Here is a 12,032-nt window from a genome sequence, read left to right on the forward strand (position 1 = left end):
TGGGGGATATATGAAAGATGAAACGATGGGCCAAGAGGATGCGGTCCAAGATGCAGAAGCGTGTGCCGAGGCCCTGGAGAGCCTGGACCAGATCGCGCTGGCCGAGATTACATTTGACAATTCGATCGTTGATGTGCAGGATGAGCCGGAAATCGAGTCGCAGCCCGATGATCAGGATGCAAAAGACGATGGCGTCGTGCCCACCGAAGACGAGGCGGGGCACGAGGAATCCGAATGTGAGGCCGACGACCAGACCGAATCCGACACGAGCGAGGAAACCATCTTGCTCGACAACTTGCCGGCCGAAGATTCGCTGACCCGCGAGCTCCCTGGCTTAGGCTCTGCGCCGGCCGTGGACGAGACCATCGCCATGGGCGATATTCCCCTGCCGTCCGTTCCCTCGGCACATGAGGCCGAGGCCCGTCACCGGAAGATGTCGCCCAAGCGACGCAACCTGATGGTTGCCGGCGTTGTGGCCGTCGCGCTCGTCGCCGGCGGCGCAGGCTATGCGGCTTGGAACGGATACCAGCAAGAGCAGGCCGCCGTGGTTGCCGCAAACGCCCATACCATGATGTCGGTGCAAATTGGCATACATGCCGCGGGCCTCGACTGCTCAACTGGCTCCAAGATTCCCGTACAGGTGAGCGGGCAGGATTCCGACGGTTCTTCCGTGAGCGAAACACTCTACGTTGATGAGCACGGTCGTGGCATTAAGCTGCTGCCCGGCGATTACACGTTCTCCATCGCCGCCTCCCCCATCGCGGCCGACGGCACCATCTACACCGTCCCGACCACCAAGGCGCAGGTCACCATTAAGAGCGATGGGCAGGATTTGAGTGCCCAGGCCACCTTTAAGCTCAAGGTACCTTCGGCCGACACGGTGACTGACGACCAGATCGATGCCGCGGCCAAGTACGCCGAGGAGGGCGGTTGTAGCTCTGCCGCCGCGGCAAAGATACTCCAGCAGGCGGCAATTACACGCCGCGATGCCGCCGCCAACGCCGTAAGCGCGAGCGAGGCACAGTCCGCCCGCGATGCCGACGCTCGGCATAAGGCGACGGACCTGTATCAACTCGATATTCCGGTTGAGTGGTATGGCAAGGTCGCAACCTGGCAAAACGGCAGCACGCTGTGCATTTATCTGGACGGCGACAGCAATACGCCGATCGTGACGCTTGTTGCGGTGCGCGACGGCGAGAGCTTTACCCCCGATGAGGGCGATACGGTTTTGGGTACGGCAAACCTTGGTAACGGCTACACGGTCTACGCCAGCGGCCCCGTCTATCCGTATGTGGTGCCCCAGACCATCAACGGGCGCACGCAAGACCCCGTGTCGACCTACCCCATGGACACGGCCATTGAGCTTGTCGAGCTTACGACCGGCAACCGCTATACCTATAGCCAGATCAAGAACGACCTGGTTGGCAAAGACGGCAAGGCGGACGCCGCGACCAAACTCGAGACCGACTACCTCGCTCAGATTCTCCTGCCGAGCATCAAAGCCCAGGACTAGCCGGCCCGAAGACAGCCGCCCAACACCCACATCTCTAACGCAGTTGCGGTGAAATAGGGACTGTTTTTGCTGGTCAAACCGCAAAACAGTCCCTATTTCACCGCAACTTATTGGTGGCCTATTGGGTGGCACTCAGCGCCACGGGTCGGCTTCGAACAGCGGCTCGCGCTCGGGGCGACGATCGCTGTAGGGATCGTAGCCGTCGTCGTCCTCGTTCTCGGCACGGATATAGGGGTCGCGCGGCTTGGGTGCCGGCTTAGGCGCAGGCTTGGGTGCGGCGGGTGCGGCATCGGTCGCCGGCGTGTTCGTCTTGTTCTTGTCCATCGTCTGCATAGCTCCTTGCCATGTACTCACGTTCAACACCATCGATTGTCGCACGAAAAAGGGCGGCGGACCCAATCGGATCCGCCGCCCTTGGCGTTTGGCTCTAAAGGCAGATTTTAAGGCATGTCCTAAAGATCTACTCGGCGTCGGGGACCTCGTAGGTGGCCGCCGGCGTGTTGTCGCACACGACGGTAAAGCCACCGTCCTTGTCGACATCGACCGTCACCTGATCGCCCTCGCGCACCGTGCCATCGATGATAGCGGCCGCGATGGCATCCACGACCTCGCGCTGGACCAGGCGCTTGAGCGGACGGGCGCCAAAGACCGGGTCCAGGCCGCCCACGGCGAGCATCTGCTTGGCCGCCGGGGTGATGGCAAGCGTCATGCGCTCCTTGGCCAGACGTGCGCGGACGTCGGCAAGCTGAATATCGACGATCTTCTCGATCTGCGCCATGACGAGCGGATGGAACACCACGATATCGTCAATACGGTTGAGGAACTCGGGGCGGAAGGTCTGAGCCATGGCGGCGTCGACCTGATGGCGCATCTCCTCCTCGTCCTTGCCGGAAAGCTCGGCGATAGCCTTGGAGCCCACGTTGGACGTCATGATAATGATCGTGTTCTTGAAGGACACCTGGCGACCTTGGCCATCGGTCAAACGACCGTCGTCGAGCACCTGCAGCAGCACGTTGAAGACATCCGGGTGAGCCTTCTCCATCTCGTCGAGCAAGATCACGGAGTACGGACGACGGCGCACGGCCTCGGTGAGCTGGCCGCCCTCGTCGTAGCCCACATATCCCGGGGGCGCACCGATCAGACGCTGGACGCTGAACTTCTCCATGTACTCGGACATGTCGATACGCACGAGCGCGCGCTCGTCATCGAACAGGCACTCGGCCAGCGCCTTGGCGAGCTCGGTCTTGCCTACGCCGGTGGGGCCCAGGAAGAAGAAGCTGCCGATGGGCTTGTCCGGATCGGAGAGGCCCGCACGACTGCGGCGCACGGCTGCGGCGACGGCGGAGACGGCCTCATCCTGGCCGATGACGCGCTTATGCAGCTCGCCCTCCAAGCCCTTGAGCTTGTCGAGCTCGCCCTGCATCATCTTGGACACGGGCACGCCGGTCCAGGCGCTCACGACCTCGGCGATCTCGTCGGAGGTCACCTGCTCGTTGAGGCCCTCGCCGTCCTGTTGCTTTTGTGCCTCGAGCGCGGCCTCGGAATCCTGAATCTGCTGCTGCAGGCCCGGAATCACGGAGTAGCGCAGCTCGGACGCACGGCCCAGGTCGCCGTTGCGCGTCGCGCGCTCCTCTTCGCTCTTGGCCTCGTCGAGCTGTCCCTTAAGCTCCTGCACGTGGTCGATGGCGTTCTTCTGGTTGAGCCAGCCGGCCTTTTGCACGTTGAGCTTTTCCTGGACCTCGGCGATCTCTTGGCGCAGGGCCTCCAGACGCTCCTTGGAGGCGTCGTCGGTCTCCTTCATGAGCGCCTGTTCCTCGATCTGCAGCTGGGTGAGCTGACGCGTGGTGGCGTCGATCTCGACCGGCATGCTGTCGAGCTCCATGCGCAGGCGGCTTGCCGCCTCATCGACCAGGTCGATGGCCTTGTCGGGCAGGAAGCGGTCGGCGATGTAGCGATCGGAGAGGTCGGCAGCTGCCACGAGCGCGCTATCGGTGATATGCACGCCGTGGAAGATCTCGTACTTCTCCTTGAGGCCACGCAGGATGGAGATGGTGTCCTCGACGGTGGGCTCGCTCACCATCACCGTCTGGAAACGACGGGCGAGCGCCGCGTCCTTCTCGATGTACTTACGGTACTCGTCGAGCGTGGTCGCGCCGATTGCATGCAGGTCGCCACGGGCGAGCGCAGGCTTGAGGATGTTGCCGGCGTCCATGGAGCCCTCGGTGGCACCCGCGCCCACGATGGTGTGGAGCTCATCGATGAACAGGATGACCTTGCCTTCGGACTTCTGTACCTCCTTGAGCACGGCCTTTAAGCGGTCCTCGAACTCGCCGCGGTACTTGGCGCCGGCGACCAGCGCGCTCATGTCGAGCTCGATAAGGTCGCGGTCGCGCAGCGTGCTCGGCACGTCGCCGGCCACGATACGCTGGGCGATGCCCTCGACGATGGCCGTCTTGCCGACGCCCGGCTCGCCGATGAGCACGGGGTTGTTCTTGGTGCGGCGCGACAGTACCTGGATGGTACGGCGGATCTCGTCGGTACGGCCGATGACCGGGTCGAGCTTGCCGGCGCGGGCGAGGTCGCAGATGTTGCGACCATACTGCTCCAGCGCCTCAAACTGCGTCTTGTCCTCGGCAGACGTCACGCGGTCATCGCCGCGCAGCTCCTCGTAGACCTGCTCGATGCGCTCCTTGGTGACGCCGGCATCGCGCAGCACGCGGCCGGCCTCGCCCTTGTCCTCGGCAAGTGCCATCAGCAGATGCTCGGTCACCACAAAGCTGTCGCCCATCTTGGTGGCCTTCTTCTCGGCCTTTTCGATGACGCGGACGAGCTCGTTGGACAGGCCCATCTGCTGACCCTCGCCCGAAACCTTGGGCGCGTGGTCGATGGCGTCCTGCGTGGAACGCGCAAGCTGGGCCGGGTCGGCACCGATGCGCTCGATGATCACGGAGATATTGCGCTCGCCGGCACCGAGCAGGGCAGAAAGCAGATGAATCGGCTCCACCGCGCCGGCCTGCGCGTCGGCAGCCGTGCTCATGGCGGTTTGCAGCGCCTCGCGCGACGTCATTGCTAGCTTATCGATTCTCATGGAATCACCTCTCTTGGGGCGGCCGCCCTACGGGGCGGCTTCACGTTGTTCGAGAAGTATTGTTGCCAGCTTTGTGCGATCTTATACACAAATCTAAGTCTCTATATATAAGATTTTCTGAGTGATTGAAAGATAGGGAGCAGGTGCGCTCACCCGCTACGGCCTCGTCCCCTTACTATCTCAATCTGTAACATCTAGCGGCTGTTTATGGCTCTAGATGTTACAGATCGAGATGAAATGACCAGCGGCACCCGTTTGTCTCAATCTGTAACATCTACTCGGCAAATTAGGGTCTAACTGTTACAGATCGAGACGAACAGAAGACACCCGAATCGAAAATCTCAATCTGTAACACCAGGCCCACTTTTAGCGGCCAAGATGTTACAAATCGAGACAAACCAAAAACCACCACAAAGGTGCCTGTCCCCTTTGTGGTGGTCGCGGTCTCTACTCCTTCGCCGAACCCGTACTTCCCGATTCGACGGTCCAGGGCATCTCATCCTCGAACAGCCATGTACGGGCAGACCCACTATCGCGTGCAGTCTGCGGGTCAGGCAAGCAGGTCTGTTTATAGGCATCTTGGATACACTGACCCATAAAATCGTTGAGCTCGGTCTGGTCGCCCTCCATGACATAGGCGACATCGCCGTCCATGATGTAGATGCCCGGACCCTCATTGCCCTCGTAGCCCGGATCGTACGAGACATCACATAACTTTGCGCCGTTTGCAGTGTCCAGCTCGATGGAAGAGTGGCATCCGCCAACCATGTCGTTCGCTTTTGCCCGATAGGACGCATATCCGTACCAACGCTTAAATGTTTTGCCCTTGAGTAGCTCGGACGCCCTATCGATCAGGCTTGTATCCGTGGTATAGCGCATGGCCCCAAGCTGAATACGCGGATAATTGCTAATACCCAGCACAGCCGGCTGCTCATCAAAATCAACGGCAATGGTCTCGGGCTTGTCGTCGCCGGTCAGAAGTTCGACAGATTGAGTCACAGGCTTGACCACCGACTCCGTCACCGCAGCAGGTAGAAATGCCATGCCGACAACGCCCGCGCCAACCACGGTAATCGCAAGCGCCAAAACAATCAATCCAATACGGGCAGAACGGCTCACGGCAAAACACCCCACAATGCAAACCTTCGCCACCTGCACTAATGATACCGCCAGCTAACACTATTACCAAAAGAAGCCGCGCGCTCCTCACCACCACAAAGGGGACAGGCACCTTTGTGGTGGTTTTCGACGCTAACGGTCGACCATCTCGCGCAATGAGATTAAACTTGAATTGTTCTCTGAACATATCCATTTCTGCCTATCCTCAACAGATCTTTGTCTCGAGGAGCGCATATGAAGCCGCCTCATTCCACCGGTCGCAACGTCATCGCCATTCTCGCCATACCCATCGTGATGCTCTTCCTTATCGTCATCACGCCCTTTTCCCTTGGTATCACCTCGCCCTTCGATTTATGCGGAATGGTCGACGCCGGCTCGCGTGCCACCTCGCTCTCCTTTATCTGTCGCGGCGTGTTTTACGAAGATGGAATTCCCACCGGAAGTTGGCAGTCAAAGTTGCCACTGCTCGGTCAGATCGACGGATGCTCCCCCTATTTCTGCCTTGGACCTCAGACGCTAAACTATCTAATCGACGACCAGCCACTCGACTTCATCACCCTCGCCTACGACTACGCACCAAACACCGATGAGCGCCACATGAACCAAGTCCTCGACAAGATGCTTGGACAGTGCGGGCTCACCGAGGAGGCCGGTCGAACCATCTATAGCAACCAGAAATTAAAGCGAACAGAACTCCGCCGTGTCGGAAAAATCAAAGGGCGAAACGGGGCCGCCTACTGGGATGCCTGGGCAACACGCGACAAGGGCGAATTCGGACACAGCACCTATATGGTCACTGTCTACACCAAAGACGGAATTAAGGACAATGTTGACGATTTCGCGTCATCCAAACTCGGCATCCCCAAAACAACCAAACCCGCCAGCCCAGATGAAATTCTGTAGAGCCGCCCATTAACATGCCGCTCAACGATCACAACAGCATCGAGCTCGTCCCCACCACCACAAAGGTGCCTGCCCCCTTTGTGGTGGTTTTCAACAAAAAGAAGCCGCCCCGATAACAGAGGCGGCATCAAGCAAGTCTATTTATTAGCGTCCCTCAAGACCCAACGAGAACGCAGAAACGTAGCCCGGGGCCACCCTTTGCCGAACGCGACCCTCGCGAAGCGCGTGAGCGGGCGGGAAAGGGTGGCCCCGGGCGGACAATTAAGTGCGTTACTCGGCAGCGGCCTTGAACTTGTTGTAGTTGATCAGGCAGCCGGCCTTGACGATGGCACGCTCCTCGGCCGTCATATCGGCAATGTAGAGCTCAATCTGCTCGACCGCACCGTCGGCGCGCACCACGTAGGCGGCGATGTCCTTTAGGTCGCCATCGAGCGCAGTGCGAATCCCCGGCACAAAGACGTAGTCGCCCACCTCAAAGCTGGGCTCGGCCTCCATCTGGAAGGGCACCATGCCCCAGTTCATCACGTTGGAGCGATAGCGCTTGGTGGCGTACTCGTGGACGATGTTGGCCAGGCCGCCGATCACGCGCTGGCAGCTCGCGGCCTGCTCGCGGGCAGAACCGTCACCGGGCTTCTTGGCATAGAGCATGGAACCGTACTCGGTCGCCTTGGCATCTGCCGCGACGCCCGCACCAGCCAGCGCCTCGAACACACCGGCAAGCTCGGCATCGAGCGCGGCCAGGTCGCCCGCGGACTCGCCGGCAACGCGACGCTTCTCCACAGCGTCGACCTCTTTGCTGCGACCCACGTACGCCGGGTCGCGACGGCTCAGCGTAAACTCGGCCAGACCCAGCGGGTTGGAGCGGAAGGAGCTCGTCTCGCCCGAGGGAATGAGCTCGTCGGTCGTAGTGACCGGGTCCATGATCTTGGAGCAAACCTTGAGCAGGATATCGTCGCCGAGAGGCTCCATCGCGGGCCACGGCTTGATGTTGGGGCCTTCGACCAGCACATCGGCAGGCTCCGCCTTGCCAAAGCCCCAGTACACGCGCTTCTTGTACGGCGCGTCGTCAAAGGTGTACTCGCAGGCCTCGTCCCAAGTCTCCTCGGGCAGGTCGGTCGCCGGCGTCAGGACGCCACCGTTGGCAGCCGTTGCCGCAATGGAGCGAGCATCCATCAGGGCCACGGCGCTCAGCTGGCCATTACCCGGCTTGGAACCCTCGCGGTTGGGGAAGTTGCGCGTAGTGTGGCGGATCGAAAGGCCGTTGTTGGCAGGCGTGTCGCCAGCGCCAAAGCACGGACCGCAGAACGCCGTGCGCACGATCGCACCGGCCTCAATGAGGTCATAGATATAGCCACGGCGCGTAAGTTCGAGCGCCACGGGCTGGCTTGTGGGATAGACCGACAGCGAGAACTCGCCGCAGCCGGTGTTGGCGCCCTTGAGCACGCGGGCAGCCTGGACCACGGAGTCGTAGTTGCCGCCCGAGCAGCCGGCGATAACGCCCTGCTGTACGTGCAGCTTGCCGTCGACGATCTTGTCGAGCAGGCTAAAGTGCGTCTTGCCCTCGCCGATCTTGGCAGCCTCGAGCTCCACCTCATGCAGGATGTCCTCGAGGTTCTCGTTGAGCTCGTCGATCTCAAAGCCATTGGAAGGATGGAACGGCAGCGCGATCATGGGCTTGATGCTCGACAGGTCGACCTCGACGCAACCGTCATAGTAGGCGACATCGGCGGGCTTGAGCTCGCGGTAGTCGTCGCCGCGGCCGTGCATGGCCAAAAACGCATGCGTGTCCTCGTCGGTGGCCCAAATGCTCGACAGGCAGGTGGTCTCGGTGGTCATGACGTCAACGCCGTTGCGGTAATCGGTCGTCATGCTCGCGATTCCGGGGCCCACAAACTCCATGACCTTGTTCTTGACGTAGCCCTTGGCAAAGACGGCGCGAATGATGGCGAGCGCCACATCGTGCGGGCCGACGCCGGGGCGCGGGGCGCCCGTGAGGTAGATGGCCACGACGCCGGGATAGGCGACATCGTAGGTGTCGCGCAGCAGCTGCTTTGCCAACTCGCCGCCGCCCTCGCCCACGGCCATGGTACCCAGGGCACCATAGCGGGTGTGCGAGTCGGAACCCAGGATCATCTTGCCGCAGCCGGCGAAGTTCTCACGCATAAAGGAGTGGATGACGGCGATGTGCGGCGGAACGAAGATGCCGCCGTACTTCTTGGCCGCGGAAAGGCCAAAGACGTGATCGTCCTCGTTGATGGTGCCGCCCACGGCGCACAGCGAGTTATGGCAGTTGGTGAGCACGTAGGGCAGCGGAAACTGCTCCATGCCCGAGGCGCGCGCCGTCTGGATGATGCCGACAAAGGTGATGTCGTGGCTCGCCATAGCGTCGAAGCGAATCTTGAGCGCCTCGGGATCTCCGGACGTATTGTGTGCCTGGAGGATCGAATACGCGATGGTGCCGCGCTTAGCATCCTCGGGCGTCTGCGTAATACCGCGCTCGGCAGCCTCGGCCGCAGGCACAACCTCGCTGCCGCCGCGCAGGTAAATGCCGTCCTCGTACAGCTTGACCATACTGTCTCCCACTCTGCCCAAAAGATTTGGGCGCATAGCATACATTCGTTCAATATCGTGCCATAGAACGGTTGCGAGTGGGTTACGAATCTGCACGTTCACTTTATCTCGGTAAAGTAAAGGACGAGCATCTTGCACCAATCTCTTGACAAGGAATGTCCCAAAGTGCCGGCACAAAAGGAACGTCCCTAACTGCCAGGTTGGCAATCTTTCGGGTAGTCATTTAAGAACATTCCCAATGACTACCGCATCCGGAGCAAGGCAACGCCGCAGGTAGAGGACGGGCAGCGAGCGACGTCCAGAGCGAACAAGTTGGCATGAAAAAGGCAAGGCATAGACCTTCTGGTCATGCCTTGCCTTTTGAATGACAAATTGTCGCCCTGGGCGGCGCGCAGCGTCGAGCCGTTACGCCGTTCGGCAGAACGGCGTAACCTACAGATCCCCGCCGGCGCCCAGTAGCTTGCGCATGACCTGTTCGGGGTTAACCGAGCCGTCGCGCGGAGCCAGGGCGGTGATCTTCTTCTGCATCTTGTACTCGTGTAGCTCGTCCTCGAGCTGGCGAACGCGGGCGCGGAGCTTCTCGTTCTCGCGCTCGCGCTCCTCGGCACGCTCCTTCATATCGAGAATGCGCACCACGCCGGCAAGGTTGATGCCCTCATCGGTCAGCTGGTTGATGAGCTCCAGGCGCTCGATATCGGCACGCGAATACAGACGCGTGTTGCCGCCCGAGCGCTGGGGATTCACCAGGCCCTTGGACTCGTAGACGCGCAGAGTCTGCGGATGCATGCCGGTCAGCTCGGCTGCCACGCTGATCATGTACAGCGGTTTGTTCCTATTGTCCTCGGCCATGCTACCTGACCCCTTTCCGTCTCGTTATCGTCCATCATAAGCCCGCGGGCGTGGGCGTGCGCCGCGACCGCCCTAGTACGTCGCCTTGTAACGATTGACCTTCTCGCGATAGTCGCGCGTGTCGGCCTCGCGCAGCTTGGTCATGGCATCGCGCTCGTCATCGGACAGGTTCGTGGGAACCTGCACCTTGATCTCGACGAGCAGCGCGCCCGTACGGCCACGGTGCTTAACGTCGGGCGCGCCCATCTCTTTAAAGCGGAACTTCTTGCCCGTCTGGGTGCCCGCAGGCACTTTCAAACGAACCGTCGCACCGCCGGGCGTGGGCACGTCCACCGTGCAGCCGAGCGCCGCCTCGTAGACCGAGACCGGTACCTCCATGGTCACGTCGGCGCCTTTGCGCTTAAACAGCGGGTGCTCCTCCACATGTGTGGTCACGACCAGGTCGCCGCGCTCGCCACCGGCAACGCCATACTCGCCGCGACGTTTGTAGCGCAGCTTGCCGCCGTCGACCGCGCCCGCGGGCACCGAGACCGTAATGGTCTGCTGTTCGCCCGTCGAGGGAATGCGGTAGGTGACCTTGTGCGTCACACCGCGAAACGCGTCCTCGGCCGTCACATCGACGGTCAGCGACAGGTCGCCGCCCTTGCGAGCACGGCTGCGGCCCGCGCCCGCACCGGCAGCGCCCGCGGCCCCGGCAAAGCCCGAGCCCCAATCGCTGCCCCAGGCGCCGTTGCCGCTAAAGATGCTGTCGAAGATATCGCCCCAGCCGCTCGCGCCGGCACCGGCGCCGTAGCCACCGCCATACGCGCCGCCCGCGCCCGGCATGCCGCCAAACATGAGCATCTGGTCGTACTCTTTGCGCTTTTTCTCGTCCGAAAGCGTCTCGTAGGCCTCGCTGATCTCCTTAAACTTGGCCTCGTCGCCGCCGGCATCGGGGTGATATTTTTGCGCGAGCTTGCGAAACGCGCTCTTGATCTCTTTGTCGGAGGCGCTCTTGGATACGCCCAGGATGTCATAGAAGGTTTTGCCTGCAGCCATCGTAGCTCCTCTCCTGTTTCATCCGCCGTCCAGCGGACGGCGGCTCATGCTTTCATATGGCACTAGGTCAGAAAGGGCCCCGGGTGTTGCCCCGGGGCCCTTCTCAATTACTCCTCGGTGCTCTCGGCCGTATCGGCCGCAGCATCCTCGGGCGCCGCTTCGGGCTCCGGTGCGGGGCGCTTCTCGCCACCGTAGGTCACCGTCACCATCGCGGAACGCAAAATACGATCCGCCATGCGGTAGCCCTTCTGGTACACGTCGTTGACGGTCTCGTCGTACTGCGATGCGTCCTCGACGCGACCCACAGCCTGGTGCTCGAGCGGATCGAACGCCTCGCCCTTGGGGTCGATGGGCTCAACGCCCTCGTGCGCAAACACGTCGAGCAGCTTGGCATGAACCGCGTCAACGCCATCGACGAACTGCTTAAAGTCGTCGGAAAGCTCTTGGCTGCGGGCATGGTCGATCGCGCGCTCGATATCGTCGATCACCGGCAGCAGCGCGGTGACAAGCTTCTCGGTCGCGCGCTCGCGCTCGGCGATGCGCTCGTTGGCGGTGCGGCGACGGAAGTTCTCCCAGTCGGCCTGCAGACGAGCGGTGCGCTCGGTGGCGTCCTTCGCCTTGTCCTCGGCGGCCTTCTGGGCCTCTGCCGCAGCATCGAGCTCACTGCGCACGTCGGCAAGCTCCTTCTGAGCCTGCTCGAACTTGAGCTTAAAGTCGTTGTCGGCGGCTTCCTCACCGGCACGGATAGCGGCTTCCACCATCTCGTCCTCGGTCATCGTCGCCTCCTTGTTGGAATCCTCTACCTGGTTCTCGGCAGCCTCGGCGGCCGGGGCCTCGTTGACCTCGGTATCGTCGACGGCCTCTACGGGAATCTTCACGTCCTTCTCCTCAGAGTCAACGGGGGCGGCGCCAGCGGCAGCCGCCTCCGTGCGAGCTTTACGGGCGGACATG

Annotated in this window: 9 protein-coding genes; 2 read left to right on the plus strand and 7 right to left on the minus strand. The window is 61.5% G+C overall.

Going from position 1 to position 12,032, the window contains the following annotated elements; genetic code table 11:
* Positions 1 to 10: 10 nt before the first annotated feature.
* Complete coding sequence (locus DW037_RS04410; protein ID WP_147352007.1) at positions 11 to 1,513, plus strand: hypothetical protein; 1,503 nt, start codon at positions 11 to 13, stop codon at positions 1,511 to 1,513.
* A gap of 132 nt (positions 1,514 to 1,645) precedes the next feature.
* On the opposite strand, the gene DW037_RS04415 is transcribed toward DW037_RS04410, so the two are convergent.
* The 3 genes from DW037_RS04415 to DW037_RS04425 form a co-directional block, all read right to left on the minus strand.
* Positions 1,646 to 1,837: a hypothetical protein gene (locus DW037_RS04415; RefSeq protein WP_233542248.1), complete on the minus strand. Its 192-nt coding sequence runs from the start codon at positions 1,835 to 1,837 to the stop codon at positions 1,646 to 1,648.
* 136 nt (positions 1,838 to 1,973) lie between these two features.
* Positions 1,974 to 4,601, minus strand: coding sequence for an ATP-dependent chaperone ClpB (clpB, locus tag DW037_RS04420; RefSeq protein WP_118372894.1), 2,628 nt, complete (start codon positions 4,599 to 4,601; stop codon positions 1,974 to 1,976).
* Between the two features lie 447 nt (positions 4,602 to 5,048).
* Positions 5,049 to 5,720, minus strand: coding sequence for a hypothetical protein (locus DW037_RS04425; protein WP_147345477.1), 672 nt, complete (start codon positions 5,718 to 5,720; stop codon positions 5,049 to 5,051).
* A 234-nt stretch (positions 5,721 to 5,954) separates the two neighbouring features.
* Between DW037_RS04425 and DW037_RS04430 the strand changes: the two genes are divergently transcribed.
* Positions 5,955 to 6,623, plus strand: coding sequence for a hypothetical protein (locus DW037_RS04430; protein WP_117583635.1), 669 nt, complete (start codon positions 5,955 to 5,957; stop codon positions 6,621 to 6,623).
* Positions 6,624 to 6,893: 270 nt separating this feature from the next.
* Here DW037_RS04430 and DW037_RS04435 read toward each other — a convergent pair whose 3' ends face one another.
* The 4 genes from DW037_RS04435 to DW037_RS04450 all read right to left on the minus strand — a co-directional run bounded on the left by DW037_RS04435 (position 6,894) and on the right by DW037_RS04450 (position 12,031).
* Entirely contained in the window at positions 6,894 to 9,194 is a 2,301-nt protein-coding gene (locus DW037_RS04435) for a hydratase (RefSeq protein ID WP_118372896.1), read from the minus strand.
* Between the two features lie 432 nt (positions 9,195 to 9,626).
* Positions 9,627 to 10,043 (minus strand): heat shock protein transcriptional repressor HspR, encoded by a 417-nt coding sequence (locus DW037_RS04440; protein WP_006235210.1) that lies wholly within the window; start codon positions 10,041 to 10,043, stop codon positions 9,627 to 9,629.
* Between the two features lie 72 nt (positions 10,044 to 10,115).
* Positions 10,116 to 11,081: a DnaJ C-terminal domain-containing protein gene (locus DW037_RS04445; protein WP_055285310.1), complete on the minus strand. Its 966-nt coding sequence runs from the start codon at positions 11,079 to 11,081 to the stop codon at positions 10,116 to 10,118.
* A gap of 107 nt (positions 11,082 to 11,188) precedes the next feature.
* Positions 11,189 to 12,031 (minus strand): nucleotide exchange factor GrpE, encoded by an 843-nt coding sequence (locus DW037_RS04450; RefSeq protein ID WP_118372897.1) that lies wholly within the window; start codon positions 12,029 to 12,031, stop codon positions 11,189 to 11,191.
* Position 12,032 lies beyond the last annotated feature (1 nt).

This window comes from Collinsella sp. AF39-11AT, assembly GCF_003474585.1.
GTDB lineage: Bacteria > Actinomycetota > Coriobacteriia > Coriobacteriales > Coriobacteriaceae > Collinsella.

Coding starts and splice junctions, on each gene's coding strand:
- DW037_RS04450 (WP_118372897.1), bottom strand. CDS start 12,031: ATGTCCGCCCGTAAAGCTCGCACGGAGGCGGCTGCCGCTGGCGCCGCC.
- DW037_RS04440 (WP_006235210.1), bottom strand. CDS start 10,043: ATGGCCGAGGACAATAGGAACAAACCGCTGTACATGATCAGCGTGGCA.
- DW037_RS04410 (WP_147352007.1), top strand. CDS start 11: ATGAAAGATGAAACGATGGGCCAAGAGGATGCGGTCCAAGATGCAGAA.
- DW037_RS04415 (WP_233542248.1), bottom strand. CDS start 1,837: ATGGACAAGAACAAGACGAACACGCCGGCGACCGATGCCGCACCCGCC.
- DW037_RS04435 (WP_118372896.1), bottom strand. CDS start 9,194: ATGGTCAAGCTGTACGAGGACGGCATTTACCTGCGCGGCGGCAGCGAG.
- clpB (WP_118372894.1), bottom strand. CDS start 4,601: ATGAGAATCGATAAGCTAGCAATGACGTCGCGCGAGGCGCTGCAAACC.
- DW037_RS04430 (WP_117583635.1), top strand. CDS start 5,955: ATGAAGCCGCCTCATTCCACCGGTCGCAACGTCATCGCCATTCTCGCC.
- DW037_RS04445 (WP_055285310.1), bottom strand. CDS start 11,081: ATGGCTGCAGGCAAAACCTTCTATGACATCCTGGGCGTATCCAAGAGC.